31 protein-coding genes are annotated in these 25,250 nt (G+C 68.3%); 12 read left to right on the forward strand and 19 right to left on the reverse strand.

Going from position 1 to position 25,250, the window contains the following annotated elements; genetic code table 11:
• Positions 1-4: 4 nt before the first annotated feature.
• Positions 5-2,170, reverse strand: a complete 2,166-nt coding sequence (locus AB0H84_RS49405; protein WP_357620670.1) for a hypothetical protein — start codon at positions 2,168-2,170, stop codon at positions 5-7.
• Positions 2,171-2,254: 84 nt separating this feature from the next.
• Positions 2,255-2,503: a hypothetical protein gene (locus AB0H84_RS49410; protein ID WP_357620672.1), complete on the reverse strand. Its 249-nt coding sequence runs from the start codon at positions 2,501-2,503 to the stop codon at positions 2,255-2,257.
• 137 nt (positions 2,504-2,640) lie between these two features.
• Between AB0H84_RS49410 and AB0H84_RS49415 the strand changes: the two genes are divergently transcribed.
• The 12 genes from AB0H84_RS49415 (at position 2,641) to AB0H84_RS49470 (ending at position 9,665) form a co-directional block, all read left to right on the forward strand.
• Positions 2,641-3,330, forward strand: coding sequence for a metal-dependent hydrolase (locus AB0H84_RS49415; RefSeq protein WP_357620674.1), 690 nt, complete (start codon positions 2,641-2,643; stop codon positions 3,328-3,330).
• A 149-nt stretch (positions 3,331-3,479) separates the two neighbouring features.
• Positions 3,480-4,205: a GntR family transcriptional regulator gene (locus tag AB0H84_RS49420; protein WP_357620676.1), complete on the forward strand. Its 726-nt coding sequence runs from the start codon at positions 3,480-3,482 to the stop codon at positions 4,203-4,205.
• Positions 4,206-4,679: 474 nt separating this feature from the next.
• Entirely contained in the window at positions 4,680-4,886 is a 207-nt protein-coding gene (locus AB0H84_RS49425; RefSeq protein ID WP_357620678.1) for a hypothetical protein, read from the forward strand.
• Positions 4,887-5,000: 114 nt separating this feature from the next.
• Positions 5,001-5,162 carry a hypothetical protein gene (locus tag AB0H84_RS49430; RefSeq protein WP_357620680.1) on the forward strand — a complete coding sequence of 54 codons (162 nt, stop codon included), beginning with the start codon at positions 5,001-5,003 and terminating at the stop codon, positions 5,160-5,162.
• Positions 5,163-5,201: 39 nt separating this feature from the next.
• Positions 5,202-5,336, forward strand: a complete 135-nt coding sequence (locus tag AB0H84_RS49435) for a hypothetical protein (RefSeq protein ID WP_357620682.1) — start codon at positions 5,202-5,204, stop codon at positions 5,334-5,336.
• 225 nt (positions 5,337-5,561) lie between these two features.
• Complete coding sequence (locus tag AB0H84_RS49440) at positions 5,562-6,044, forward strand: transcriptional regulator (protein WP_357620684.1); 483 nt, start codon at positions 5,562-5,564, stop codon at positions 6,042-6,044.
• Between the two features lie 150 nt (positions 6,045-6,194).
• Positions 6,195-6,374 carry a hypothetical protein gene (locus AB0H84_RS49445; protein ID WP_357620685.1) on the forward strand — a complete coding sequence of 60 codons (180 nt, stop codon included), beginning with the start codon at positions 6,195-6,197 and terminating at the stop codon, positions 6,372-6,374.
• Positions 6,375-6,514: 140 nt separating this feature from the next.
• Positions 6,515-6,781: a hypothetical protein gene (locus AB0H84_RS49450; protein ID WP_357620687.1), complete on the forward strand. Its 267-nt coding sequence runs from the start codon at positions 6,515-6,517 to the stop codon at positions 6,779-6,781.
• Positions 6,782-6,857: 76 nt separating this feature from the next.
• Entirely contained in the window at positions 6,858-7,031 is a 174-nt protein-coding gene (locus AB0H84_RS49455; RefSeq protein WP_357620689.1) for a hypothetical protein, read from the forward strand.
• Between the two features lie 93 nt (positions 7,032-7,124).
• The gene (locus AB0H84_RS49460; RefSeq protein ID WP_357620691.1) at positions 7,125-7,451 is read left to right on the forward strand and encodes a hypothetical protein; all 327 of its coding nucleotides are present in this window, start codon (positions 7,125-7,127) and stop codon (positions 7,449-7,451) included.
• Positions 7,452-7,611: 160 nt separating this feature from the next.
• Complete coding sequence (locus AB0H84_RS49465) at positions 7,612-7,956, forward strand: DUF6221 family protein (protein ID WP_357620693.1); 345 nt, start codon at positions 7,612-7,614, stop codon at positions 7,954-7,956.
• A 1,535-nt stretch (positions 7,957-9,491) separates the two neighbouring features.
• A complete protein-coding gene (locus AB0H84_RS49470; RefSeq protein WP_357620695.1) occupies positions 9,492-9,665 on the forward strand; it encodes a hypothetical protein in 174 nt (57 codons plus the stop codon).
• A gap of 493 nt (positions 9,666-10,158) precedes the next feature.
• On the opposite strand, the gene AB0H84_RS49475 is transcribed toward AB0H84_RS49470, so the two are convergent.
• From AB0H84_RS49475 to AB0H84_RS49555, 17 genes are all read right to left on the reverse strand, one after another.
• Positions 10,159-10,542, reverse strand: a complete 384-nt coding sequence (locus AB0H84_RS49475) for a hypothetical protein (RefSeq protein ID WP_357620697.1) — start codon at positions 10,540-10,542, stop codon at positions 10,159-10,161.
• Positions 10,543-10,580: 38 nt separating this feature from the next.
• Positions 10,581-11,135, reverse strand: coding sequence for a lamin tail domain-containing protein (locus AB0H84_RS49480; RefSeq protein WP_357620699.1), 555 nt, complete (start codon positions 11,133-11,135; stop codon positions 10,581-10,583).
• A gap of 20 nt (positions 11,136-11,155) precedes the next feature.
• On the reverse strand, positions 11,156-12,073 hold the full coding sequence (locus tag AB0H84_RS49485; protein ID WP_357620701.1) for a peptidoglycan recognition family protein: 918 nt from the start codon (positions 12,071-12,073) through the stop codon (positions 11,156-11,158).
• 67 nt (positions 12,074-12,140) lie between these two features.
• Positions 12,141-12,485: a hypothetical protein gene (locus AB0H84_RS49490; RefSeq protein ID WP_357620703.1), complete on the reverse strand. Its 345-nt coding sequence runs from the start codon at positions 12,483-12,485 to the stop codon at positions 12,141-12,143.
• A complete protein-coding gene (locus AB0H84_RS49495) occupies positions 12,482-12,880 on the reverse strand; it encodes a hypothetical protein (protein WP_357620705.1) in 399 nt (132 codons plus the stop codon). The genes AB0H84_RS49490 and AB0H84_RS49495 overlap by 4 nt, the downstream gene beginning before the upstream one ends.
• Before the next feature lie 79 nt (positions 12,881-12,959).
• Positions 12,960-13,661, reverse strand: a complete 702-nt coding sequence (locus tag AB0H84_RS49500) for a hypothetical protein (protein WP_357620707.1) — start codon at positions 13,659-13,661, stop codon at positions 12,960-12,962.
• A gap of 10 nt (positions 13,662-13,671) precedes the next feature.
• Positions 13,672-14,313, reverse strand: coding sequence for a hypothetical protein (locus AB0H84_RS49505; RefSeq protein WP_357620709.1), 642 nt, complete (start codon positions 14,311-14,313; stop codon positions 13,672-13,674).
• Positions 14,314-14,322: 9 nt separating this feature from the next.
• Entirely contained in the window at positions 14,323-16,794 is a 2,472-nt protein-coding gene (locus AB0H84_RS49510; protein ID WP_357620711.1) for a hypothetical protein, read from the reverse strand.
• Positions 16,791-19,874, reverse strand: a complete 3,084-nt coding sequence (locus AB0H84_RS49515) for an NlpC/P60 family protein (protein WP_357620713.1) — start codon at positions 19,872-19,874, stop codon at positions 16,791-16,793. The genes AB0H84_RS49510 and AB0H84_RS49515 overlap by 4 nt, the downstream gene beginning before the upstream one ends.
• Positions 19,858-20,064, reverse strand: a complete 207-nt coding sequence (locus AB0H84_RS49520; RefSeq protein ID WP_357620715.1) for a hypothetical protein — start codon at positions 20,062-20,064, stop codon at positions 19,858-19,860. The genes AB0H84_RS49515 and AB0H84_RS49520 overlap by 17 nt, the downstream gene beginning before the upstream one ends.
• Before the next feature lie 32 nt (positions 20,065-20,096).
• Complete coding sequence (locus AB0H84_RS49525; protein WP_357620717.1) at positions 20,097-20,489, reverse strand: hypothetical protein; 393 nt, start codon at positions 20,487-20,489, stop codon at positions 20,097-20,099.
• Between the two features lie 56 nt (positions 20,490-20,545).
• Positions 20,546-21,046: a hypothetical protein gene (locus AB0H84_RS49530; RefSeq protein ID WP_357620719.1), complete on the reverse strand. Its 501-nt coding sequence runs from the start codon at positions 21,044-21,046 to the stop codon at positions 20,546-20,548.
• Positions 21,046-21,213 (reverse strand): hypothetical protein, encoded by a 168-nt coding sequence (locus tag AB0H84_RS49535; RefSeq protein WP_357620721.1) that lies wholly within the window; start codon positions 21,211-21,213, stop codon positions 21,046-21,048. The genes AB0H84_RS49530 and AB0H84_RS49535 overlap by 1 nt, the downstream gene beginning before the upstream one ends.
• On the reverse strand, positions 21,210-21,674 hold the full coding sequence (locus AB0H84_RS49540) for an HK97 gp10 family phage protein (protein ID WP_357620723.1): 465 nt from the start codon (positions 21,672-21,674) through the stop codon (positions 21,210-21,212). The genes AB0H84_RS49535 and AB0H84_RS49540 overlap by 4 nt, the downstream gene beginning before the upstream one ends.
• Positions 21,674-22,132, reverse strand: coding sequence for a hypothetical protein (locus AB0H84_RS49545; RefSeq protein WP_357620725.1), 459 nt, complete (start codon positions 22,130-22,132; stop codon positions 21,674-21,676). The genes AB0H84_RS49540 and AB0H84_RS49545 overlap by 1 nt, the downstream gene beginning before the upstream one ends.
• Entirely contained in the window at positions 22,132-22,992 is an 861-nt protein-coding gene (locus tag AB0H84_RS49550; RefSeq protein WP_357620727.1) for a head-tail connector protein, read from the reverse strand. Before AB0H84_RS49550 ends, AB0H84_RS49545 begins: the two co-directional genes overlap by 1 nt.
• A complete protein-coding gene (locus tag AB0H84_RS49555; protein ID WP_357620729.1) occupies positions 22,989-25,244 on the reverse strand; it encodes a hypothetical protein in 2,256 nt (751 codons plus the stop codon). The genes AB0H84_RS49550 and AB0H84_RS49555 overlap by 4 nt, the downstream gene beginning before the upstream one ends.
• Positions 25,245-25,250: the final 6 nt, after the last annotated feature.

Genomic DNA, 25,250 nt, shown 5'->3' on the forward strand with positions numbered 1-25,250 from the left:
GGGATCAGGCCGTGGCCAGGAGGTCACGGCCCACAGCGGACAGGAGAGCCGCACGAGGCCGCACGATGCCGCGGTTACGACGCTTGACCGGGATGTAGGCGGCGTTCAGCAACTCAGCCACGCGCATCTCCGTGAGCTTGCCCGGCTCCCAGCCCATTCGGGCCGCGGCCACGGCTGCCAGCTCCGACGCCGGCACCCACTCCGAGGGCCACGCCTGGATGTCGTCCGCGATGGCCTCCAGCATGGCCAGGGCCTCCTCCGGCACCGGAGCGGCCTCCGCCGGCTCAAGCACGACGGCCTGGGCCGCCTCCGCCTCCTCCTCGTCCGTGCGCGTGTACACCTCGTACGGGTCCAGGCCGGCGGCCTTCAGGCTCTCCGCGTCGATCATGGGCACGTACCCCAGCCGGGCGTACTGCTCAGCACGGGCCTGGGCTGTCCGGCCGGACATGAACCCGACCTTCATGGGCAGGGCCGCGTCATCGCCGGCCCCGGTGATGTAGAACACGCCCGCGTCCTGGGGGTTGTCCTCGCTCGTGGCCGGCTGGTAGCGGCCCGGGTGCCAGCCACGACCGGCAGCACCCGGGCCCCACAGAAGATCCTCCTGCCAGGGCTGGAGCCCAGGACCACCGGCCTTGAACGCCACCTGGCCCGCGATCGAGTCCCCGAGAACGTCCTTCTTCGCGTCCTGGGAGGCGAAGAGGAGGAACACCTTCGCCTTGCGCCCGATCCGCAGGAGGGTGACGGCGGCGGCCTTCCCGGCCTGGGTCAGCCGCGGGAACTCGTCCACGACGACCCCGATGGCCGGTCGCTCCGCCGAAGCCTGCCAGGAGTCACCCATGCCCAGCTTGCGGAGGAGCCTGGTACGCCCGACCGCGATGGCCACGGCGTCCGTCAGGGCCGCCTCACAGTCCTCCGGGGACAGGGCGATCCGGCCCATCACGGCCTCCTGGGGAGCCTGCCCGACTCCGGACGGGTCCAGGTCCCACAGGTGAACGTCCTTGGCGGCCCCCAGCCCGTCGACCACCCGGCGGACGAAGATGGACTTGCCACCGCCGGACGCGGCCAGGATCAGCCCGTGCTTGGCCAGGAAGCTGGTCGCCATCTGCGCACCGTCCAGCCGCTTGCCCAGCCAGATCGCGTCGCGGCTGGACCAGCTCCGGCCGGTGTAGTCGGGGTCATCGGGCATGGTGGCCCACGGGTCGGATTCGATGATCCGGAGCGTGACCCGGGCACGCCGGTCCCGGTGCGGGGTGGGCAGGACGCCACCCTCCCGGACGTCCAGCAAGGTCTCCAGGTCAGCGCATGCCTGGACGATGTCGGAGGGCTGGCCCTTCAAGAGCTGGACGACGACCTCCCACCCCCACGGCGTGACGGTGGCGGACAGGGGCCGTACGTTGACCCTCTCGAGCGCCAGGGCCCGCCGGACGGCCTCCATGGCGTCCTCCGGGGTGGCACAGTCCGCCATCACGACGGCGGGCAGGAGCTTCCCGTCCTCCGGGGAGTCGACACCGTCACGGATCCGCTGCCGTGCGCCGCGGCGCTCGTGCTCCCGCCGGATGCTGCCACCGATCGCGGCCAGGCCGGCGATGCCGGCGGCGGGCAGGGCCACGGGGCTGGCCACGCTCACGACGGCAGCGACGGCTTCGGCGAGCAGTCCGTTCAGGCCCCCGATGAACGTGCCCAGGAACGGGTGGGCGGGGAACGCGGCGTGGGCCACCTCCCCGGCGGTGAGGCCCCAGGTCCCGAGCGCGACAGGGAAACCGTTCTTCCCGATGCGGGCCCGGGTGGTCCAGGGCTTGGTCATGGTCTTGACCACCGCACCGGCACGGGCCGCACGCTCCTGCTGAATCTTGGTGTACGCCGCAGCGTGCCTCTCCGACACCGGGCCGCGATGGGTTCCGCCCTCACGCATGTGCGAGACCTTGACCCAGTCCCAGGCCCGCTCCCAGGTGTGCACGGGGGTCTTGAGCGTGCCGTGCCCGACCACGCTCATGGCGTAGCGGAGCGCGTTGTCCTTGGGGGTCAGCGGGCGCGACTGGACGGCCGGCAGAGCGGTGGTCGTCCCTGCCGGCGGGCCTTCGATGGCTCGCGGCTGAGGCTGGGCGGTCCGGGCGGAAATGATGGTCGCGACGATGTTCCGCGCGGACGCGGGTCGCGGGATGATGGCCATCAGGATCTCTCCTCGAATCTGTGGGGTCAGAGGTCCAGCCCCTGGCCGGGCGTGCAGTGCCTTGGCCGGGGGCGTTTTCGTGTTCTAGAAGCGCATCCCACCGAGCCCGGCCAGACAGGCCGTGGTGGTGAGAAGGAGCGCGGTGGAGATCAGGAACACGGTCATGAGGACGCCCCAGGTGAGTCCGGCCGTGGTGAGCAGGAGCCCCCGGTTGCGGACGGAAGCGATCATCTCGGTCTTGGTCCGGGAGTCGGCGGTGGCTTCCTGGATGGAGCACACGAACAGGAGGGGAGCGGCGGCCAGGACCGTGATCAGAAGAACGAGCGCGGACATCGTCCCCTCCTTGGGGGTCAGTGGTTCAGTAATTCAGTAACATTCATAGCTTGACACAGAGGCAAGGTGAAGTCAAGGTGAGATGGGGCCCCACCTGGGGCCTCTTCGCATTCCTCCAGTTCAGAAGGGTTACGACCATGATGGGTGTCAGTCATGCGCTGACCGGAGTAGTAACGGGGGTGATCACGTACCAGGTCACCGACGCCTCCATACCGGCCGGCGTCGTCGCGGCCACGATCGTCGTGGGGGCCAGCCTGTTCCCCGACCTGGACCACTCCAGATCCACCGTCAGCAACACGGGCGGGTTCCTCACCAGGGGGCTGTCCTGGGCCCTCCGCCGTGCGACCGGGGGCCACCGCACCGCCACGCACTCGATCCTGGGCGTGGCCGTGACCGCCCTCCTGGCCCAGGCGGCGATCACGTACCGGGGTGAGGTCTGGTCGATCGCGGTCCTGGCCGTGATCCTGTTCCTGTGCTGGGCCGCCCCGATCCGCCTGTTGAAGATCCGGGGGTGGTGGGATGACGTGCTCCCGCCGCCTCTCGCCATCGGGGCGGCCTGGTGGCCGGGCTTCCCGCTCGAGCTGATGCCGCACGCCCTGGTCATCGGCATGAGCGTGCACATCATCGGGGACATGATCACGAAACAGGGCTGCCCGCTCCTCTGGCCCGTCAAGGGCCGGACCAGGCTCCTGACACTCAAGGCCGGCGGCCCCGTGGAGAGGTTCCTCCTCCGGCCGGCGTTCGTCGTGGCCATCCCCGTGGCCGTGTGCTGGGACCTGGTGAACCCGCTCTGGCTCGAGGCCATGAGCTGGGCGGCCCGGCACTGAGTTCCGGGCACGACAAAGCCCCGGCCACTGCGCGACCGGGGCTTGCTGGGTGGGCACCGAAGCCTCCCTGTAACTCTAGAGTGCTCTAGATCACTGCTGCTCTATGCTGTTCTAGGGACGCGCGATTGTCAACAGAGAGGGCGGAAACCATGGAGGCACTGGCACCGTACAGGCGCATCGCGGCCACGATCCGGGACCGGATCATCCGCGGGGAGATCCAGCCCGGGGACCGCATCCCGTCCGTCCGGGAGATCATGAAGACGGAAGGGGTGGCGACAGCCACGGCCACGCGCGTGGCCGCCATCCTCCGGGAGGAGGGCTACGCCGAGACCATCCAGGGCATCGGCACCGTGGCCGCTCTGCCCCGGATCCTGACCACGGGACCGGACCGGCTGACCATGCTCCGGGCGACCGGGGACGGGCTCCGGCAAGGGGAGCGGACGGAGATCATCAGTGCCGGGCTCGTCCCGGCCCCCGCCCACGTGGCGGACGCGCTCGACATCGAACCCGGGGACCAGGTCGTCCGCCGCCGGCGGGCCTACTACGACGACCAGGGCACGGTGGCCCTGTCGACGTCCTGGCTCCCCGCCGCCTTCGCCGGCCCGGCCCCGGAGCTGGTCCGGGCGGAGCCTCTGCCACGGATGACGTTCGGCCTCGTGGAGGAGCGGACCGGCCGGAAGGCGGTCCGGCGTCGGGACGTGGTCACGATCAGGCCCGTGCCGGAGGAGGCTTCGGAGACCCTGGGCGTGGAGGCCGGCACACCTACGCTCACGATGACGAACTTCTACTGGGACCAGTTCGGGGAGGTCACCGAGTACGCCCAGGACTTCCTGGGGCCGGGACGCGATCTGTCCGCAGACTATGACATGTCGTGATCCGAGAAAGCCCTGGTCAATGGCCAGGGCTTTGTCATGCGAGAAAACATGAGCCATTCCCCATTCGTCTGGTGCGGAAATGAGGGTGGGGGAAATCGTCTATTTCGATTGGGTACAGAAGTGGTAACGGACGTCCTTTTCAGGGGATGAAGTCCTACCCTGGGCCCGGCCCAAGCCCAGGCCGGCACCCGGGAGGCGGAATTGACGTTCGTGTATCAGGCTGACCCGAGCGGGGACCCAAGCCCGTATGAGTTCGCAACCTATGTGCGCACGACGAACGGGGACTACGTGTTTGATCGGGCCCTGGTATACCGGCCGGACGAGCTGGATTTCAGCATCCGGTACGTGTGAAGGGTTGATAGGGCCCGGCCGATCGGCCGGGCCTTCTTCATGTCCGGGACAGGCAGTCCTTGACTGTGAGCCAAGGTCTGTGGATACTGAGGCCGTGGTCCCAACGGAAGAAAGGACAAGGCCATGGCGAAGTGGGAACTCAAGAGCTACGACGGAGGCGTGATCCCGATCGGAGGCAGTGCAGTCCTTGACTCCAACTATCCCGTGACGGTGCTCGAGTTCACGCCACCCATGGAAGACGACGATGATGGATCGGTCAGGGTCCAGTACTCGTGGGGTTCTGGAGAGACGATCAAACCACAGCGGATCAACGCATACTTCGCGGACTAGAAGGCCCGGCCGATCGGCCGGGCCTTCTTCATGTCCGGGACAGGCAGAACCTTGACTGTGAGCCAAGGTCTGTGGATACTGAGTTCAGTAACCACTGACCCACGGAGGTCCCCCATGAGAACCAAGAAAGTGATCACGTACGTGGCCATCGCGTTCGCGATCTTCTACCTGTTCACCCGCCCCGCCCAGGCCGCCGACGCGGTGGGTGGCGTGTTCGACGGCGTCATGCACGGGGCCAACCAGTTGGCCGTGTTCGCCTCCAGCCTCCTGGGCTGAGCAGACCCGCTCCACGACCCCCAAGGAGGGGACCAGCACATGGACACGACCACGCTCCTGGCCCTGATCCGTGAGGCCCGCCAGGAGTTCCCCGAGGACATCCGCCGGGAGGCGGAGGACAGGGCCCGCCGCCGGCTCGAGGCCCGGATACGCGCGGAAAGCACGGAGGGCTGACCATGCCCGCGATCCTGTCCCGAACGGCCAAGTGCCGGAGCTGCAACCGGACTCATGAGATCTACGGGGCCCCCGGCCAGACCGTGACCGCGGAGTTCACCTGTGAGTGCGGGCAACAGATCAAGCTCACGACCACGTTCCCCAGATGACCAAGGCCCGGCTCCGGCCGGGCCTTCCTGATGTACTGAACCACTGACTTACTGATCCCCGAGGAGGGACCAACACATGATCTTCGCTGTCTACTTCGCGGCCTGGTTCGCCGGCCACTATTTCGCGGACCACTGGGTCCAGAACCACCGCCAGGCCATGACCAAGGGAGACCCGGCCGCGGCTGGACGGTCCGCGTGCATGCGACACGTCCTGACCTTGACCGCGACCCTGGCCGGGTTCGGTCTCCTGGCGGAGCTGGCCACCGGGATCCGGCCGCCGTGGTACGCGGTCCTGGCCGGCCTGGCCTGGAACGCGGTCACGCACTACTGGGCCGACCGGGCCGCCTTCCACCCGGGCAAGGACGGCCGGAAGGTCACCCTCGAGCGGATCGCCGATGCCTTAAGGAAGACGGACTTCTGGAACCTGGGCAAGGGCACGGTGAAGGCAGACGGGAGCCCGGCCCCGACCCTGGGTACGGGGGCGTACGCGCTGGACCAGAGCTTCCACGTGGCCATGGTCTTCCTGGCCGCGTTGCTCGTGCAGGTCCTGAGTCACTGAGGTACTGACCCACGGAGTTCAGGCCCGGCCATCGGCCGGGCCTTCGTCATGTCGGGGGCCAGGCAGCCACTGACCTTGACTATGTGCCAAGGTCAGTGGATACTGAACTCAGTAGGCCCCGCCGGGCCTCGAGTCTTGGAGGACATGCCCATGGACACCTCAGAACTGGTGGACGGCAAAGAGTCGGTCACTTTCCTGAACGATGGCCAGGAAATGAAGGGAAACGTCATCTCCCGGTATTGCACCTACGAGGGCGAGAATCGCGTCACTGTACGACTCCCGGACGGGAGCGTGTGGGACGTGCATGCGGCTGATCTCCGCAACCTCTGACCACCACCTGGGCCCGGCTCCGGCCGGGCCTTTCGCATGTCCGGGGGCCGGCGACATGCCAGGGCCTTGACTCTGTGCCAAGGTCAGTGGATACTGAACTCAGTAGGCCCCGCCGGGGCCCAGTCCCTTGGAGGACACCAGTGGACGTCATCCCCTGGAACCGGCTGAAGAGCGTCCCACAGGAAAGCGTGGAGGTCGGCATGGCCATCGTCACGCCTGTGGCGTTCCAGACCTACAGGGAGGCCAAGGACGGATCCGTGACCGGGATCGGCTGGGCACCCTGCACGGGCCGCGTGTGGATCGTGACGGAGATCGGGCCGGACACGGTGAGAGCCAGAAACGAAAGCTCCGGGGAGGAGATCACCGGAGAGATTCGGCCCGGCCAGCGCATGCTGATCAGGATCTGACCACGACCTGGGCCCGGCCGGAGCCGGGCCCCTGAACTCCGTAGACACTGAACTACTGATCCAAGGGGAATCGACCATGGACACCAAACTCGCCGCCGCGATCCAGCGGGAGAACCAGCTCGAGGACGCCGGGATGCACGGCGATGACCGGGAGACGTGCTGGACCCACCAGTGCTGGGCCGTCGACTGCGCGGACCGGCACACACCCAGGCCCAGCACCCGCCGGCAACAGGACTACCCGCCGTTCTGACCACCACCTGGGCCCGGCTCCGGCCGGGCCTTCTTCAACCCCGACCAGCCCCGACCAGACGGGGTGGTCCGACCCCCAAGGACGGACCGGCATATGGACGTGGAACGGATCAAGGCCACGGTCCAGGAAGCACAGGACCAGGCGGAGCGACTAAGGGACGACCCGCCCGTGAACATCGTCCGGGACGGCATGGCGACGTTCATCAGTCAGAAGCCCTGCACGTGCCCGGACACTCCCGAGTGGGAGAACTACCACCACCCGGACTGCCCGGACTACACCTCGTGCGGTGGCTGGGGCTGGGAACCGCCGTGCGGAGGCTGTGACTACTGCATGGCGGCCCAGGACTCCTATTACCGATCACTCGAGAACAACCAGACCGATCCCCAGGGAGGGACCGATGGATTGCCCCCAGTGCGGTGACCTGGCCGTGTGCGGAGTCGTGGGTGACGAGGTCCGTATCCGATGCCTCAACCTCGAGTGCCAGGCCCGGTTCACGGTGGAGCTGGCTCCGGCCGGCACCTGAACCCCACCAGAGCAAGGCCCGGCCGGCGGCCGGGCCTTCGGCATGAGAATGGATGACATGGACCTGATCAAGTTTCTACGGGCCAGGCTGGACGAGGACGAGGAACTGGCCCGTGCGGCCGGGAACCGTCACTGGCTCGTCCAGGACAACACCATTGACCTGTATCCCGAGCACGAGGACGACGGGTACATGCGCTGGCCGACCCGGGCCGATGCGCGCCACGCCGCGCACTGGGAGCCGGCCCGGGTCCTCCGGGAGGTGGAGGCCAAGCGTGCGCTGATCAAGTGGGTTCTTGACTGGCCCCTCCGCCCTTCCCGGCCCTCGTCCATTGACGGGGTGCTGGAACGCCTGGCCCTGGCCTACTCCGATCATCCCGACTACCGGGACGAGTGGAAGCCCTGACCTGACCAGAGCAAGGCCCGGCTGGCGGCCGGGCCTTTTTCGTGCGACCAGACCCCGACCGGTCTGGGGTCGGTCCGGGTCTGGTCTGGGTCCTGACCTGGGGAAAGGTCGTGGTCCTGTGATCTCGGGCCCTCTGCCTTCACACCCTGGGCCTGGTCGGTCCGGGTCGGGGTCTTGGGTGCTCTGGTCGGGGTCTCGGGTGCTCTGGTCGGGCTTCTGGGTCTCGGCCGACTGGTTCTTTCACAGGAATCCCACGAGACCGGGGTCTGACCTGCGCTCTTCCAGTCCTCACCTGATCTCCGAAGCCTGTAATCCCTGGATTGGTCCAGCAACCCCGACCAACCCGGACCAAGATCATGGTCTGGGTTTGGTCCGGGTTCGGGAGCTTAGATAGTGGTGCTACCCAGACCCCGGACCAACCCCGACCACCCCCCTTTATAGGGGGGTCGGGTGGTCCGGGTCCGGGTAGCCCCTCTAGCTGGGGTGCTTGGTCGGGGCATTGTTAAGGCTTCGGGACCCCGACCAAAGATCAAATACGTGGTCCGGGTCTCCGACCGACCCGGACCCCGACCAACCCGGACCATGATCTTGGTGAGATCACGGACGAGGGTGGAAAGCTGAGGGACCAAGGTCGTGGACTCCTGCGGCACGACGATCGCCAGGCGGTGGCCGGCCATCGGACGGGCTGGGGGCGATCGGGGCAAGATCCCTCCTTCGTCGGGACCTTGCACTGGGCAGGGTGACTGATCAAGGAGACTCCGGAACGCCCTGAAGCCACTCCTGGAGCTTGTAATGAGGCGTCGGGGCCCCGGCCACCAGACCATGCTGAAAGTCCGTCAGAATCCGCCACAGGCTCGTCCAGGGCCGCTCTAGTCCGCTCCAGAGGTCAGGCCCGTACGCACCACCTGGACAGACCAGGACATTCACGGCGACCAGCCCCAGGCGGCCCGGTGGCAAGGGCGGCGAAGCCGACCGCGGCAGCCGATCGCCCCCGGCCACAGCGGAACGCCAGCCACCGCAAGGCGATCGTCGTGCTGTAGGTGTGCGGACCCAGGGCCCTGACCCGTCCGGCCGGAGCTGTTGACCTCGAGTAACGGGCCATCTACCGGGACAAATCTGTCCTGCGAATTACGTTTCTCAGATTGACCGGGGGGCAACCTCCGGTCATAATCGCGTTCAGGACGAGCCCAGGAGGAGCCCGTGAACCCCACGAAGGACGGGGCGAAGCGCGTTCTCCAGGACCGTGCCAGAGCGGCCAAGGCCCTGGCGGCCCTGGCGAATCGCGGCCCGAACAGAGACCCAGCGGCTGCCCGCCGGTACAGTGCCAAGGCGGACCAGTTGGTCCAGCGCATACTTCAAGACTTCAGGTAGTACCTTGACCCGGTGCCAAGCACCGGGTCATACTTTTTGCACGGCCAGCCCCACGGAGGGCATGAACGCGGTGAGAGGTCTCACCACACCCAGGAACCCCGAGCCCGATCACGGCGGACCTTCGTGGGACTGGCACCTGACGAACCCCAAGGAGGGACCGAAGAGTGAAGATCCGATTCTGGCTCCGGCCGAAGACCCGCCAGGCCCTGGCACTTGCCTGGACCGCGCACGGGTGCGGTATGGCGCGGGAGAACCTGACCTACCGTGAAGACCAGGCCACGGGCGTGGCCACGGTCACCGATGCCGCCGGCGTGGTGCTGGGCCGGTTCTGCCGATAGGGAGTGACCATGAGCCGAATGACAGCAGCACAGGCCCGCCGCAACGCATCGACCGAACGGGACATAGCCCGGGGTGCCCAGGATTCTCTGGACGGTAAGGCCCGGAGCTTCGGTGCCGGGTCCAGCCGGAGGAGTGACCGTCAGATCCGTGACGCCTCCGAGGAGGCCGCGGGCTACTGGGACCGGGTGGCCGCCGCGGCGGACGCCAACGGCGGAACCGTGGACCTGGGAGACGTCTCTTGGGGTTGAACGCCCCAGGGAACGAGCAAGGCCCCGGACGTGGTCCGGGGCCTTCGTGGTCGTCAGACCACCGAGAGACAGCGCCAGAGTAGCCCAGCTACCTGCAAAGTGCCTGTGAGTGGGACGGTTGAATTTCTGACCTGTGAGTCCCCTGAACCGCTGAAGTACTGAGACACTGACCTACGGAGAGCAAGACGAAGGCCCCGGACTCCTGGTGGGCTCGGGGCCTTCGCCTGTCTGCCGGCGGAGGGGTCTACCGGCGAGACAGTCCGTAGTTCCCGGTCCTGGCGGCCAGCCAGTCACGATCCGGGGAAGCGGCGGGGGTGACGTTCGGGGCCATGAGCACGCCCACGATGAACGTGCCGAACGCGACCAGGGCCGCGTCCAGACCGGTCGGGATCGGCAGGCCGAACATGACCAGCGCGGCCAGGCTCGCCTTGATGGCCGCGGTCATGACCCCGACCGTGAAGGGCCGGACCAGCCACGCCTCCGCGGCGGCCAGGACAGCGGTGGCCACGGTGACGACCCAGGCGGCCATGTCCGGGGTGATGCCCAGGACGGGGAAGGCCACGGCCACGGCCAGGAGGGCCTGGAGGCCGGACAGCCAGAACACGGGTTCACGTCCGAAGATTCGCATGGTGGCTCCAGGGGTGGTGGGGGAGTGCCGGTGCTTGGTCACGGGGTCGGGTTGATCCCGTACGCGTCGTAGGAGATGCGGTCCACCACGTCCCCGGCCCGGTTCTTGATCGTGACCGTCTCGCCGGAGGTGTTGTTCAGGTAGTGGCCGGCCATGTCCAGGTACACGGCGTGGACGCCGTTGTCCGGGGTGGTGTCCTTGCCGGCCCCCGTGTAGATCAGGACGGAGTGGCCGGCGGGGAGCATGAGCGTGTCGGGCACCGGGGCCGGAGTGGCATCCGTGGTCATGTCCGGCTTGAGGTTCTTCAGCTTGTTCGGCCGGAACGTGAACCGGTTCCCGTAGCCGTCGCTCAGCTTCCAGCCGAAGACGTTGACCTCGTCCTGGCCCGTGTTCCTGATCCAGACGTACTCACGGTTCCGGTTCGCCAGGGTGTCCTTGCCGGGGGCGTTGATGCCCATGACCGTGATGCGGACCAGCTTCTCCGCCGGGGTGGCGTCCATGGCCTGGACGGTGGAGGCGGTGGAGGGGGAGACGACACCCAGGCCCGCCACGAGGGTGACCAGTGCGACGACCTGGACGACCCGCTTGAACATCGTGTACACGTTGTGCCCTTCTAGCTGGGGAAGCTCAGCATCCGGACCCAGGCCCCTGTGAGGGTCACCGGGCCGGAGCCAGTGTGCTGGATCTGGAGCCGGAGCTTCCGGCCCTCCGCGACCGATCCGAGACCCTGGTGTGTCACCCACGTGACCCCGTCCTCCCGGGGCAGGGCCAGGACCGGGCGGTCCTTGGTGGCCTCCTTGATCTCGCCCGGACTCGTGCCGGCCTGCACCTCCACCAGGCGGGTCAGGACCTCCTCACCCTCCCGGAGCCCGGTCAGGCTGACGTCAATGTCCACCTGGTAGCGGGCCGGCCCGTTCAGGAACGACGGGTAAAGGCCGTCCGCGTGGTCCTTGGTCGGGTCCGCGTGCTCGGTGTCGAACGGCACGGTGATCCAGGCCCCGGCCGGAACGCTCACGGCCTCCTCTGCGCTCAGTGCCAGCGACGTGTAATCCATGTCGTCGTCCTCCCGGGACGGTGTGGGGGAAGGCTTCGGGCTCGAGGGCTTGCCGCCTGGCCTGGGGGCCCCGGCCTTCACCCAGGCGTACAGTTCCGGCCCGGGGCAGTCGGTGGCGTATCCGTCGCGGTGGCCCTTGATCTCGTTCCCGACGCCCTTACCGCGGAGCCAGTCGATCAGGTCCCTGATCCCCGCCTTCATGGCGTCGGAGGGCTTGGTCAGGCCGGATGTGCCGACCAAGCCAAGGATGGCGTAGTGGCCGGAGTTGAGCCCGGCCCCGTTCGCGGCCGGCAGGTGCCCGAAGCCGCGGCCGGTGAACACCTGGCCGTGGTGGCAGACGACCCAGCTATAGCCGATGTCGATCCAGCCGTTGCCGCTCATGTGGCCGGACTGCACGCCCCTGACCCTGGCCTTGCACAGGGCATGGTCGCCGGCCATGTCCGGGTTCTCCCGGCCGCCCGTGTAATGGATCTTCACACCTCGAGGCCGGGCCGGCATCGCCGCGTAGCCCCCGTTCGGCTTCCTCGCGTTCCAGTCCCCGCGATCAACCCAGTTGACCATGTGTTCCTCCCGCGGCCCTCTCAAGTTCCGCCACCCGGACCTCCAGGGCCCGGCGGAGCTTACGCTCCTGGTCCAGCTCTTCGCGCACCCTGGCCAGAACCTCCTCCACGGAACGGCGGAGAGCCCTCTCCTGGGCCAGCTCCTCCCGGACGCCGGCCAGGTCCTTCTTCATGATCTCGTTCATCTCCCGGAGGCTGGAGAAATCGAACTGGTGGCTCTCCAGCCTCCCCACCTGGCGGTTCCTGGCGTACTCCACGAACGCCCGGACGATCCCCCCGCCCAGAAGTGCGGCCACCACGACCCCGATGGTCGGAATCCACGCGGTCATCGGTCCTCCCTGGAGTACCGGCCGCGGAGGTCCACGCGGCGGACCCAGGTCCCGAGCGAGACCACGAGATAGGCGACCGCCGGCACCAGGCCGGACCATCCGGCGAACATCAGCACCACCACGGCGTAGGTCAGGCTCGCGATCGAGATCAGGTGCAGGCCCAGGAGGAGCGCCGGCAACCGGACGATGACCAGGGCCCCCAGCATCTCCCGCACGCTGGTCACGCCGATCAGGTACGCCACGCACCCGGCCAGGAGAGCGATCGACCACAGCCGCGGCCCCCACCAGGGGAGGACATGGTGGAGCGCGGTGGACTGGGACAGGCCCACGACGGAGGCCAGGGACGTGGGCAACCCCAGGAACACGAACATGACGTCCATCGGGTTCGCTCTCACCCAGAGGGGGAGTTTGCGGACTAGCCGGCTAGATAGGCTCATGGCCACCTCCGCCGGCCCAGAGTAACCACAGGCCAGGTCATAGGTTAGAGATCAGCGAGGCCAGGCCCAGCTCCTCCACCGTGCACCAGTAGGCCGCGTTCAGTTCCGCCGCCCACTGTGTGGACGTGCCGGTCACGGTCGCGGACAGGTTCAGGTTCGCGATCGTCTCGGTTGCCGCGGCCTTCCAGATGAACCCCAGGACCACGTTCCGGTTGCTGGTGTCCGCCGTGCCGGTCATCTCGTGCCGGACCGTGCCCCCGAGCTGGGTCCCACCCACCGCCCCGTTCCACGCCTTGAACTCCAGCCGGTCCAGCGCTCCCGTGCCCGATGCCCGGTTGTAGTCCAGGGACACCGTCATCCGGTAGGCCCGGCCGGAGACCACGGACAGGTTCTGGACGTTCGCCCCCGCGATGCTGGTGTCGGTGGTCGCGGAGATGTTCGTGGTCTGGATCGACCCGGAGTAGACCTTGCCCTTGATCAGCCGGGACACCGGGGACGTGCCCGCGTACGGGACCCCGTTCTCGTCCCAGTCCCCGACCTTCGCGATCCGGGTCCAGGTGTCGGTGGCGTCCACCCAGACCCGGAACGTCAGCGTATCCAGCTCGAAGATCAGCATCCCGGGGACAGGCGTCGGCGGCCGGGCCGTGGACTGGCACGTGATCACGGCCTGGTCCATCAGGTACTTCTGGAGCACCTGGGCCGTGGGGACCTGGCCGGAGGGGAAGACGCGGTATGCCATAGCCGGCCTCCTATGCCGGTCCGACCCTGCGGACCTGGAAGAACGGCGTCGACTGGACCACGTTGATGGGGAGCGACACGCCAGAGTTCTGGTACGCGGCGATCTCGAAATAGTCACCGGGGGACGCCACTATCTCCCGGACGTAGAACACGCGGGTGGCCTGGCCGGTGCCGGTGTTCTGCTGGATCGACCGGCCGACGATGGACCCGTTCAGGAGGAGGGCCACGGTCCGGGTGCCGTCCCCGCCGCCCGGAGTCGAGTTGTTGTACTCGAGCGTGGCCGCGCAGTGGTAGAGCCCTCCCATGCCGGCCGGAACCGTGATCCGGCTGGGGTTCGAGCCGGACGACCACATGTTCCGGTAGTTGTAGCTCGAGGACTGCCACGTGACCGTGGTCTGGACCCCGTCCGGGATGCTCTGGGTTGATGTCCGGGTGATGTGACAACGCGGAGGGTTCAGCATGAAGATTTCTTGCCAGGCTGCCCCGTCATACCCCCGGTACGTGTCCGTGTCCGTCTCGTAGATCGTCATGCCTTCGTTCGGGGAGCCCGGCCGGGTGCCGGACGTGCACACGATCACGGCCTGCTTCATCAGGTACGTGTTCACATCGGCGGAGGCCAGGACCTCCTCCGAGACGAACGTCTTGAACGCCATGGGGGCTCCTTAGAACGGGGTCACGTCGCTGTACTTGGTGGCCGACTGGAGAGTAAAGGTCGTCTCCCACTGGACCTGGCCGATGTTGTGCGAGATGCCGCGCACGATCACGTCACGGATGATCGGGAGCCCTCCGCCCGGCGGCCGGCGGTAGATGCGGAGCCGGTCCCCGATCCGGATAGAGAGCAAGGCGGGGAACAGCCGGTACGGGTCCTTGTAGGCGTTGATCGTGAGAGCGTCGAACCGCAACTCGGGGTCCTTGCTCATGGCCAGGATCATGGTGGCGTGCGACAGAACCTCCGCGTCCGACGTCAGGAGGAGGTCCGTCCGGGAGAACGGCCGGGTGAGGTTACGGGTCCTGGAGGGGACGTCCTGGACGGTCTGGGTCTCCCCGCCCACCATCGCCTCCTCCACCAGGTTGTAGAGCTGGGCGTCGTCGTAGCTGACGACCAGGTCCGCCCAGGGCAGCTCCTGGGGGTTGTCGACGTCGTCCCCGAACACCCACTGAGGGACCAGGGAACGCTCCTCCTCGAGCACGGCGTTACGGCGTCGGAACACGACCTTGCCGGAGCCGTCCATGTACAACTCCCCCAGCTCTGACTCCACGGACTGTTGCAGCTCTCCGAGCGCGTCCCCGTCGTGAACGGTGCCCTGGAGCACGGAGTCCCCCGCGTCGACCACCCGTTCGTCCTCCGGCCACTCCACCTGGTCCAGGATCCGGTGGACGCGCTGGCCGGTGTCCTCCCCGGCCCCCACCGGCAGCTCCTGAGCGATGCGGGTGAAGTTGGCGAAGTACTTGAAGGCGTCGGAGCACGGGGTCACGACCTCGCTCCAGAGCGGGCCGTTCTCCATGGACCACTTCACTTCCCAGTGGTCCACGAAGCCGCGGAACATCGGGTGGCGTTGCCGGTTCCAGGTGAAGCGCTCCGGCCGGGACGCGGTCACGACCTGGACCGCGTCCACGTACGCGATCGTGGACGAGGCGGAGTGGGAGCCGTTGGTGAGGACCTGGATCCTGATCCCGCGGAGCTGACTCATGTCCGCCACGGTGGTCGTGTAGATCGCCCGGTGCCACTGGTCCGCGGACGGTGGAGCGGCCAGGGTCCCGTCCGCGATCGATGCGTCCCCCGCTGCGTCCTGGACCCGGAGCCCGGTCACGCCGGCGTACGCGGCGGCCGGGATGTAGATCCAGAACGAGATGGTGACGGGCCGGCCGCCCGGGGCGGAGAAGTAGGCGGAGGAGGTCTGGGTCAGGGTGAACGTCGATCCCGAAGCCTTCGCCAGCTTGACGGAGTACCCGCCCAGGTAGGCCCGGTCTGAGGTGGAGGAGATCGTGGTCCCGGTCCCGGCCTGCCAGCCGTCCAGGGTTCCTCCGCCGTCTCCGGTGAAGACCTGGAACAGGGAGTTCGTGATGTAGTTGGCCTCGGTGCCCCAGGTGGCCAGGATCCGGGCCGCGCGCATGGGCGTGATCTGGGTCTCTCCGGCCCCGACCGCCACCAGGTCCTTGGTGTACAGGGCCCCGGTCGTCCACTCGTTGCTCTGGAGGTCGGAGCGTTCGGTGTACCCGACCGTGGCCGCCGCCGGCTCCCACGAGGCTCCGGCTCCACCCACCGTCCCGGCCACCCATCGGAAGTCGATCCCGCTGGGCCCGGTCGGGGTCACGGCCGGGGTCTCGAACTGGCTGGTGTGGTTGTTGAACTGGGTGTCGATCACGGGCGTTACGGAGGTGTCGGCGAACCGTACGGAGATGATCACGCCCACGGAGTCACAGTTGGTGACCTGGCCCAGCGTGTAAGAGTTCGTGGCCGGGAGCGCGGTGTCCGCGCTGGTGGCGATCTTCCACCAGACCCGGGTCTTGAGGGTGTCATTGCTGGGGCTCGCGATCGTGCCCAGGGACAACCAGGTGGCCCCACCCGTGATGGTCATGTTCGTGAGGAGGCCGATGTCCCCGGTGTGGAAGCACAGCATGACGTCACCAACGGCCACGGCCGGCTTGTCGACGGTGAACGAACTCGTGGTTCCGGACCGGAACCCGGTCCAGCCCCGGACCTCCGCCGGTCCGTCGTCAGGGTCCGACTCGACTGCGACCGTGACCCCGTGCCCGAACATCTGCGAGTTCGAGCACACGAACGTGCGGGTCCCGGTGTCGTTCACGCCGGTTCCGATCACGTACGGCCCGTCAAGGTTCGTCGGGTCGAACCGCCGGTCTTCGTTCCGCAGGGTCAGGCTCGCGTTCCCGGTCTCGTACCGGATCATGGGACCATCCAGCCGGGTCGCACCGCGCGTGATCGTGCAGGCGGACAGGAATCCCCCGGTGGACACGGACTCGAAGATCTCGCCACCGATCACGCCGGTACCCGGGGCAAGCTTGCCCACGTCCAGCTTGCCCCGGACCGGGTCGTCCAGGGTCAGGTACTGAGTGCTGTTGGAGCCGGAGGTGAACGCGATCTCCGCATCCACGAACGGCAGCGGGTACGTCACGGGTTGCCCCTCCACCTGGTGCCGTTGGTGCGCTCGTACGCCTTGATCTGTTCCACGATCTGGCGGCCCACCTCAGCCGGGGACGTGCCGGGGGCTACCTGAACCGTGAGGTGGTAGGTCTTGTCTCCGCCCCGGCCGCCGGCCATGGCCTTGATCATGTCGGAGGTGAACACACCCTCCGTCCGGCCAGTGCCGTTGTAGATCGGGGCGTTCCAGCCGGGCCGGATCACTCCACCGTCGTCCATGGTCACGCCCTTGGGCCAGCCCCACCACGGGGTGGAGCGCATCGGGACCTCCCGTACGAACCCGCCCGTGAACGGGGCCTCGATGATCTTTCCGGGAGCCGACATCAGGTAGGTGTGATCGGGATGGGGCTGGCCGACCGCTCCCGGCCGGGGCTGGGAGATCCGCTGGAGAATGCCCTTCTGGGCGTAGGTGGTCCCACCGATGGACCGCCGGATGGCCTGATACCAGGCGTACTCCGTCAGGCCGGAACAGTCGAAGCCGTAGGTGCCCGCGCCCCGGCCGATGCCGTACGAGGGTCCGCCCGGTCCGCCGCCGCCCCAGGAGTACGGCATGCCGATCTGCTTACGGGCCGCGGCCACGACCTTCCCACCGCCTCCGCCTCCCAGCTCCGACTCCAGAGGCTTGAACTTGGACAACACCCCGTCCACGATCTTCTGGACCCCGGCGGAGAGAAGGCCGCCCAGGCCCGTGTTCCCCATCCCGGTCCGAGCCGCGCTCACGATCGGGTCCAGCGCGCCCTTGGCCGCGCGGTAGAACCCGTCCATGAAGAAGCTCTTGCCCTTCTGGATGAAGCCCTGGACCCAGCCCACGATCCCGCCGCCCGCGTACCCGGGGATGCCCAGGCCGCCCGGGTCCCCCGCGTAGCCGGCGGCCTTGAGCACGTCCCGGTTCCGGCCGAAGCGGTTCACGTAGTCGATCAGGCCGGCGTTCCGCTTCGTGCTGGCCGCGTTGACGATGAACTCCCCACGGCTGGCCTTGATCAGGACGTCATCGGCGGTGCCGTGCGTCCCCTGGGCGATCCGGCCGCCGGTCGCGAACCCGCGGATCTCGGGGAGCTGGGGAAGGCCCACCTTGGACGCCACCCAGTTCCAGATCCCGCGAATGCCCTTGTTGTACACGGTGTTGACCAGGAACGTGACCGGGGCCTTGGCGATGGCCTTGACCTTGTCCCAGAAGGTGCCGATGGCCTTGACGCCGGTCTGGAAGGCCCCGGGCACGGTCTTGGTGATGAACGTGGCCAGGCTCGAGAACACGGGCTTGATCACGCCGGTCCAGACGGTGCTAATGGCCCGGCCCACGGCCGAGAACACCGGCTTGACCACGTTGTTGTGGAACCACAGGAACTTAGGCCCCAACACGTTCACGATGAAGTTCCAGATCCAGGTGAACGCCGGCTTCAGGACGTTGTTCCAGGCGTACGAGATGGCCGCCTGGATTCCCTTCCACACGTTCTGGACGATCTTCCTGAAAGTCTCGTTCTTGTTGTAGGCCAGGACGATGACCCCGACCAGCGCCAAGATGATCGTGATAATGATCCCGATCGGGTTCGCGCGCATCGCCGCGTTGACCAGGCGAATGGCCACGGCCATGGCCTTGGACGCCACGGCGCTGGCCTTCTGGGCCAGGGTCATGGCCGCGGTCTTCGTGGCGGCCAGTCCGGCCTGGGCCGCTACCTTGCCCTTCTCCCAGGCCAGCGCGGAGAGCTTGGTCACCAGGCCGGCGGAGTGCACGATGCCGGTCTTCATCGTGGAGCCGAACGTCCTGACCGCGGCCCCGGCCTTGGCCGCCGCCCCCGCGTTCTTGTCCAGCCCGGCCGCCCCCGAGACGAGGCCGGACCCGAACTTGATCAGGGCTCCGCCGGCTCCGACCACGCCCATGGTCAGGCCCTTGGCCACGGTCACGATCCCCTTCAGCTTCCCGGCCACGACCGCACCCACCAGGGAGAAGGCCAGGAACTGGGCCACGACCCCGCGCACTTCCGGGCTCATGCCGGACAGGATCGTGGCCACCGCCCCCAGCGGGCCCAGGAAGATGGGCAGCACCGCGGCCACCTGGGTCAGGATCTCCTTCAAGAGCGCGAACGTGTCCGTGATCTGCTTCTGGCCGCCGGCCGACTGGGCCCAGGTGCTCATCTTGGCCGTGATCTGTTCCAGGGTGGTGAGCACTCCGTCCCCGGAGGACTTGGCCCCGGAGAAGATCCCGCCCAGGAACCCGGCCAGGTTCCGGCCGATCCGGCCCAGGCCCTCCAGCGTGAGCTTGGCCTTGTCGGCCCAGCCGGACAGCTTGGCCGCGCCCTGCTCACTGTTGACGAAGGCGGAGGCGGCCTTGACCCCGTTGGCCGCCCACTTGGCCATCTGTTCGGCCAGCGGGGCCCCGGCCACGACCAGGCCGGACACGAGCTGGAGCGCGGGCTTGGTCGCCCCGGCCAGGGTGCCCATGATGTTGGACGTGGTCTTGAACACGGTGTTGAGCACGGCCTGACCCTGGGCCGATTTCCCGAAGCTGATCGCGTTCTTGGCCGCCTTGTTGAACTGGCCGGCCACGTCCGTGAGTCCGCGCTTCGCGGTCGGGAGGAGGTTCTTGGTCAGGGGCCCCATCTGCTTGGCCAGCCCGTCGAAGAGCTTGTCCTGGACCGCTTGCTGGATCGGCTTGAAGCTCTGGAGGAAGCCTCCCGAAGCCTTGACGAAGGCTCGGGCGTTCGGGGACAGCTTCTCCAGGGCCTCGTTCAGCTTCTTGGCGTCCCCGTCTGCCAGGGCCGACATGGCGTCACTGACCCCGATCAGGCCGACCTTCAGGGTGCCGGTCGCCACCTTCGTGGCGGCCATGGCCGCCGGCACAGCGATCAGGGCCCCCGCGGCCGGAGCAATAGCAGCGGTGAACGCGGTGGCCGCCCCTGTGGCCGCCCCGAGCCCGGCCCCGATCGCCCCGGCCTTGGAGATCTTGGAAAAGTGCTTGTCGAAAGTCCCGACCGTCTTGGCCGCCTTGGCGAAGCCCTTGTCCAGCGGATCGACGTCCACGCCCAGGCGGAGGAGGAGATTACGAATCGTCGCCATCAGTTCCCCCGTGGTTCCATCGGCGGATCGGATCCTTGATCTTGTGCTGGTCCTTGGCGGGGGTGTTCACCCTGATCAGCGCGTCCACGATGTCCGCGGCCAGCCGGTCCAGCCGCTCCCCTCCCAGCGGTCCCGTCTCCCGCTCGTAGATCTGCCATTCGGTCAGCTCCCGGGAGTCGATTGCGCTCAAGAGCTGCCGGACCGTCATCCCCAGGTGTGCGGCTAGTCGGAAGTAGAACCGTCGCTCTGGACGGCGTCGGAGTTTCCCTCCAGGTCCGCCACGTCCTCGTCCGTCATGCCGTTCAGCTTGGCCGCCGCCTCAAACACCCGCTCGAGCGCGGGGGCCGACTTCTGTCCCAGCTTCATGACGTCGGCCGGGGTGAAGAGCGGAGCGCCGGACTCGTCCACGGCGCACTTGACGACCAGACGAGCCCGGAGGTTCGTCTTCATCTCCCGCTTGTTGCCCTTGATCGTGACGGACTCCGATTCGAAGTCGTCCCGCTCCCGTCCGGTCAGGGTCCTGACCCGGACCTCTCCGCCCCACTCTGGAACGGAGACGTCCATGGTCTTGAGGTCCTGAGCTGTGAAGATCGCGTCCTTGCTGAGAAGTGCCATGCCCGCCCTCCAGGCTTACGGAACTGCTGATTTACTGACCTGCGGATATACGGAGATCAGGGTCCGGCGTGAGCCGGGACGGCCCAGTTCACCGCCGGCTCGTCCGTGATCGCGAACTCCACGACCAGCCGCCCGGCCTCGTCATCCGTGCCCGCCTCCTCCGAGATGGAGGAGACCGTGACCGGGAACGTGGACCCCATGCTGGCCGCCACGTCCCCGCCGGGAAGACGGACGATGAACCCCTCCTCATCCATGGGAAGGAGGGCCCGGACGTCGTCCCCGGTCCTGTCCGCGTAGAAGGTCAGGGAGGAGTCCTCCGCCGTGATCCGGCCGGCGATCCTCTTCGTGAACCTCTTGTTGATGTCCGGGGTGTCGATCAGGTCGGAGGAGACCGTGAAGCCGCTCACCTCCGCCAGGTCCGTGGACAGGTCCGTGCCCGCGTCGATCTCCGTACGGGTCGGGATCTTCGTCCCGGCCGCGATCGTCGGCACCCACAGGTACCGGGTCGTCCCGGTCGGGAAGAACCGGACCGCAGGGGTCATTTCTGGAGCCGGCATTACTTGCCCTCCTCCTTGGCGGTGGCCTTGACGCCCTTGGCGACGGCAGAGGAGGCCGGGGTCTCGTCACCCGATGCCTTCCACCCGGACCGCTCATAGATCGCCACCGCAGCCTCCGGGACGTCGATCGTCCCCTTGGTCTGGGGGTGGGTCATGGTGACTCTCATCGGAATCCGTGCCTCCTTGCGACTTGATCAACTGCGTCCCCGATACCCTTCCTGACCTCTGCCTGCCACTTCGGGGCTTCGGAGGTCATGAAGGGGTTCGAGGGCTGGGTAACCCACACGTCCCGGTTACCGAACACGGGATGCCGGAGCCGGCCCCGCCGGCCGCGGTGCTCGAGCGGCCGGGCTCCCGGGGCCTTGTGCCGGTTCGTCACCACGGCCACCCCCGGCCGCTTGCCGGTCAGGGAGATCTGGAGCCGGGTCGCTGCCGGGATCCTCGTGGACCATGAGGCGTTCGAACGGACCGCCATCAGCGCGCCCTGGCCCGTCTTGCGCAGAAGGGGCCGGATCTCCGCCTTGACCTCCTTCGGCATCTTCCCGCCGAAGTCCCCGATCAGGTCCCGGAGTTCGTTGCGCACCTTGACCCGGAAGGCGAAAGGCGGAGGACCCGAAGCGCGTGCCATCAGGACCTCCCCGTGAAGGCGTCCACGGCCACCGTGAACATGATCGTGGCCTCTGCCCCGCGGTTGGTCTGCATCTGGGCCAGCCCCACGACGGAGACCCGGGCACGCATGCACACCCCGCCCAGGGTCTGGTCCTGGGCCAGAGCGGCGGCCACCGCGTCCACGAAGGAGAAGGCCCGGAGACGGACGGCCTGAAGGTCCGTCTCCTGCCCCAGCCAGGAGGAGGCCAGGTTCGTGACCTCGTACCTCTCCCGGTCCCGCTCCCGAGTGATCTCCTCCACGGTCCGCGTGTCCTCCACCGCGGCCTCCAGCGGGTTGCCGGTGAACCCGATTACCACGCACTCGTCCGAAGGGTCGCGGTCAGGCTGGCCGTCGTACACGGACACGCTCTCGGGGAGCACGCCCCGGGCCGTCGACACCAGGGCGGCCAGCACGGCGGGAATCGTGGAGTACGCCATCAGCCCACCACCGGAATGTCACGCTGGGCCCGGTCCAGGCCCAGGAGCTGCCGGACGTTGTACGGCAGCGCGAACGAGCTGGCCGGGGCCACCTGGGGGTCCGTCTGCATCTGGGGCCGGCCACCGTCCGCGTTGAGCTGGGACGTCCTCCACATGTGCGCCACCAGCTCCTTGCACGCCAGCCGGATCTTGGCCTGGACCGGTTGCCGGCCAACCCGGTACGTGACCCGGTACCGGCCGGCGAACGGAGAGGCTGAGGTCTCCAGGACCCCCTCCTTGGAACAGAACCAGCCCGTCCCGCCCGTCTCCAGGTCTTCGGCCACCACCCCCGCCAGGCCCGGCACCACGTGCACGGACATGACCTCGAGCACCGGCCGCTCCGGAAGGATCAGGACCCCGTTCGCCGCTCGGACCACCACGGTCATCTCCTTGACCAGGACGTGACCTATCCGCTCTTCGATCATGTCCGTGGCCCCCAGGATCATCCCCGTGAGCTTCACGTCGTCATCGGTGGAGGTGACGGACTTCTTCAGGTGGTGCTTGGCGTCGGCCAGGGAAATGATCCCGGTCTCACCCCAGATCCCCTCAACATCAAAGGGCTCTTCGTCCACCGCCCCGGGCAGGGTCGTGACCCAGCGGGCCACGTGCTGGCCGGTCAGCGTCGTCGGGAAGTCCAGGTGGTACAGGCCCAGCCCGTCCCGGACCACGGCTGGGGTGGTGTCGGAGTCGTACGGCCCGACCGTGTCCCCGCCTGGGAGCCGGAGCGTGAGCGTGATCGTGTCCGGGTCGGTCAGCTCCCCGTCCGACCCGCGTACGGACGTGGTCAGCCGGACCACGGACCCAACGCCGTAACTGCTCATGCCGACCTCCCCCGAAGTGATCCGGCTCCTACCGCTGTGCTGGTCATGCGGCCCGCTCCTGTCCTGCCGGTGGCCGAACCGGTCCCGGAGGATCCGGCCCCGGCCACGCCGTCCGGCTGGTCTTCACCCCGGGTCGCCCCGGTCGTGTAGATGATCGGCGCGAAGGCCGCGCCGATAGTAATGAGCTGGGAGTCCGCGCGGAACCCGGTAGCCGGGCCGCGCACGATCAGCCGGCCCGCCACCACCAGACCGCCGCCCGCCTCGAGGCTGATCCGGCCCACGAACACCTGGGCCGCGACCTCGAGCGTGCCGGCCGCGGACAGGCCCACGACCGTGAGCACCACGACGGACCCGGACGACTCCAGGCCGGTGCCGGCGGCCAGTGAGGCCCGGCCGGACACCGTCCCCGCCGTGTCCACGGCCATGACCGTGGTCGTGGTCAGAGACACCGACCCGGACACCGTCCCGGCCGTGACCACGGTCATGGTCGTGGTCGTGGTCAGGCTCGAGGCCCCGGGGATGAGAAGGAAGGCGGAGGAGCCCAGCACGGCCTGGGCGGCCAGGGAGGTACCGCCCGTGGACTGTGCGGACCCCTCCGCCTCCATCCCCGTCTGGGCCCGGAGAGGAAGGGTCCCAGCGGGGACGACCACTTGGCCGGTGGCGGCCAGGGTGGTGGTCATGGTCAGGCCGGACCCGGAGGGGATCGTGAGCCGGCCTGTGGTCTGGAGTACGGCCTGGGCCTCGAGAGCGCTCCGGCCGGGGACGACCCGGGTCCCGGCCGCGGAGAGCACGGCGGAGGAGGTCAGCTCCGCCTGGCCCTCGATCGTGGACGCACCCTGGGTCAGGGCCAGGACGGTCCCGGCGGAGAGCATGGCCTGGGCCCGGGTGGTGAGCGTGGCCGCCGGCTCGAGGCCGGTCCCGGCCGCCAGCACGGCCTGGCCGTGGACGAGCACCCGGGCCGACACGCTCAGCCCGGTCTCCGCAGTCAAGGCAGAGGAGCCCGGGACCAGAAGAGAGGCGGAGCCCTCGAGCGTGCCCGACGTCGACAGGCCGGCCGCCCCCTGCACCACTCGGCCGCCGGCAGTGGTGAGCGCGGTCCCGGCGGAGAGCGTGGTCTGGCCGGAAGAGGTCTGAGAGCCCGCGGCCTCGAGGGCCGCGGCGGCCACGAGCTGGGCCGTCCCCAGCACTGCCCGGGTGCCGGAGGCCGCCAGGGCGGTGGTCGCGCTCGAGGCGTGCGCACCCCAGACCAGCCGGGTCCCCGCCACCGTGAGCGTGCCCGACGTCGACAAGGCAGCGGAGGCCCTTACCTGGACCTGGCCGGTGGCGGAAAGCTGGGAGGCCGCGGTGAGCATGGCTTGGCCAGGGACCGCCCGGGTCCCCACGGCCTGAAGGCTCGTGGCCGTCGACAGGGCCGCCGAAGCCTTCGCAGTCTGCTTCCCGGCCGTGGCCATGGTGCCGGAGGAGGACATGACCACGGCCCCGCGCACGACCCGGGTTCCGGCCGTTGCGAGCGTGCCGGATGCCGTCAGGGCCGCGGCCCCGCTCACAATCGCTCCGCCACTGCCCACGATCACGTAGGGACGGGTGCGGGAGGCCCATGGCGTCGGAGGCCGGGCCAGGTCCTGGGCGGCCCCTGTCCCGCCGGACAAGGTCTGGGCGTTGCCAGAGTAGTCGGTGGTCTCCGTGGTCAGGAGCGGGTACCAGGCCCGGAGCCCTGCCGTGCGCACGGGCTGGACGGACCAGGACTCCAGTTCCAGCTCTGCCTGGGTGAGCGGCGTGCCTGGGGCGGAGGCGGTGAAGGTCCAGAGCTTGATGCCCTCCACCGACCCGTTCAGCCAGTCGCTGCCGAAGACATCTTCCCCGATCCGGAGCGTGGCCCCGTTCTGGGCGGTCGCGGGCCACGTCCCTGTGGCGGAGGAGAACGTGGACGACCCGGCAGTGCGCCAGACGAGGGTGGCCGCCGCGCTGGCTCCGGCCCGGGAGCACCCGAACCAGTACCAGGTGCCGACCGTCATCGCGGGGCCGACCGCGACAGGGCCGGAGCTGCCGTCCGCGAAGCTCATGGACGTGCCATCGGAGTCGGTGCCCAGGATCGACGCGTTCCCGGACCCGTTGTCGATCGTAAGGAATGTGGTGAACGTGTTCCGGTCCGTGACGATCTTCACCCAGCCGGACATGCTGAACCCGGTCAGCGCTCCCAGGGCCAAGGCCCGGGTGTAGTCCTGCCCATCTGCCGAGAACCGTACGGCCACCCGGCC

The sequence above is a fragment of the Nonomuraea sp. NPDC050786 genome (genome assembly GCF_040654115.1).
In the GTDB taxonomy this organism is placed as follows: domain Bacteria; phylum Actinomycetota; class Actinomycetes; order Streptosporangiales; family Streptosporangiaceae; genus Nonomuraea.

Excerpts from the sequence above, each read along its gene's own strand:
- AB0H84_RS49480 (WP_357620699.1), bottom strand. The coding sequence starts at position 11,135 with ATGTTCAAGCGGGTCGTCCAGGTCGTCGCACTGGTCACCCTCGTGGCG.
- AB0H84_RS49545 (WP_357620725.1), bottom strand. The coding sequence starts at position 22,132 with ATGGCGTACTCCACGATTCCCGCCGTGCTGGCCGCCCTGGTGTCGACG.
- AB0H84_RS49415 (WP_357620674.1), top strand. The coding sequence starts at position 2,641 with ATGATGGGTGTCAGTCATGCGCTGACCGGAGTAGTAACGGGGGTGATC.
- AB0H84_RS49455 (WP_357620689.1), top strand. The coding sequence starts at position 6,858 with ATGGACACCAAACTCGCCGCCGCGATCCAGCGGGAGAACCAGCTCGAG.
- AB0H84_RS49440 (WP_357620684.1), top strand. The coding sequence starts at position 5,562 with ATGATCTTCGCTGTCTACTTCGCGGCCTGGTTCGCCGGCCACTATTTC.
- AB0H84_RS49475 (WP_357620697.1), bottom strand. The coding sequence starts at position 10,542 with ATGCGAATCTTCGGACGTGAACCCGTGTTCTGGCTGTCCGGCCTCCAG.
- AB0H84_RS49405 (WP_357620670.1), bottom strand. The coding sequence starts at position 2,170 with ATGGCCATCATCCCGCGACCCGCGTCCGCGCGGAACATCGTCGCGACC.
- AB0H84_RS49535 (WP_357620721.1), bottom strand. The coding sequence starts at position 21,213 with ATGAGAGTCACCATGACCCACCCCCAGACCAAGGGGACGATCGACGTC.
- AB0H84_RS49465 (WP_357620693.1), top strand. The coding sequence starts at position 7,612 with ATGGACCTGATCAAGTTTCTACGGGCCAGGCTGGACGAGGACGAGGAA.
- AB0H84_RS49505 (WP_357620709.1), bottom strand. The coding sequence starts at position 14,313 with ATGGCGTTCAAGACGTTCGTCTCGGAGGAGGTCCTGGCCTCCGCCGAT.
- AB0H84_RS49540 (WP_357620723.1), bottom strand. The coding sequence starts at position 21,674 with ATGGCACGCGCTTCGGGTCCTCCGCCTTTCGCCTTCCGGGTCAAGGTG.
- AB0H84_RS49525 (WP_357620717.1), bottom strand. The coding sequence starts at position 20,489 with ATGGCACTTCTCAGCAAGGACGCGATCTTCACAGCTCAGGACCTCAAG.
- AB0H84_RS49430 (WP_357620680.1), top strand. The coding sequence starts at position 5,001 with ATGAGAACCAAGAAAGTGATCACGTACGTGGCCATCGCGTTCGCGATC.
- AB0H84_RS49445 (WP_357620685.1), top strand. The coding sequence starts at position 6,195 with ATGGACACCTCAGAACTGGTGGACGGCAAAGAGTCGGTCACTTTCCTG.
- AB0H84_RS49530 (WP_357620719.1), bottom strand. The coding sequence starts at position 21,046 with ATGCCGGCTCCAGAAATGACCCCTGCGGTCCGGTTCTTCCCGACCGGG.
- AB0H84_RS49460 (WP_357620691.1), top strand. The coding sequence starts at position 7,125 with ATGGACGTGGAACGGATCAAGGCCACGGTCCAGGAAGCACAGGACCAG.
- AB0H84_RS49490 (WP_357620703.1), bottom strand. The coding sequence starts at position 12,485 with ATGACCGCGTGGATTCCGACCATCGGGGTCGTGGTGGCCGCACTTCTG.
- AB0H84_RS49425 (WP_357620678.1), top strand. The coding sequence starts at position 4,680 with ATGGCGAAGTGGGAACTCAAGAGCTACGACGGAGGCGTGATCCCGATC.
- AB0H84_RS49435 (WP_357620682.1), top strand. The coding sequence starts at position 5,202 with ATGGACACGACCACGCTCCTGGCCCTGATCCGTGAGGCCCGCCAGGAG.
- AB0H84_RS49420 (WP_357620676.1), top strand. The coding sequence starts at position 3,480 with ATGGAGGCACTGGCACCGTACAGGCGCATCGCGGCCACGATCCGGGAC.
- AB0H84_RS49410 (WP_357620672.1), bottom strand. The coding sequence starts at position 2,503 with ATGTCCGCGCTCGTTCTTCTGATCACGGTCCTGGCCGCCGCTCCCCTC.
- AB0H84_RS49550 (WP_357620727.1), bottom strand. The coding sequence starts at position 22,992 with ATGAGCAGTTACGGCGTTGGGTCCGTGGTCCGGCTGACCACGTCCGTA.
- AB0H84_RS49500 (WP_357620707.1), bottom strand. The coding sequence starts at position 13,661 with ATGGCATACCGCGTCTTCCCCTCCGGCCAGGTCCCCACGGCCCAGGTG.
- AB0H84_RS49515 (WP_357620713.1), bottom strand. The coding sequence starts at position 19,874 with ATGGCGACGATTCGTAATCTCCTCCTCCGCCTGGGCGTGGACGTCGAT.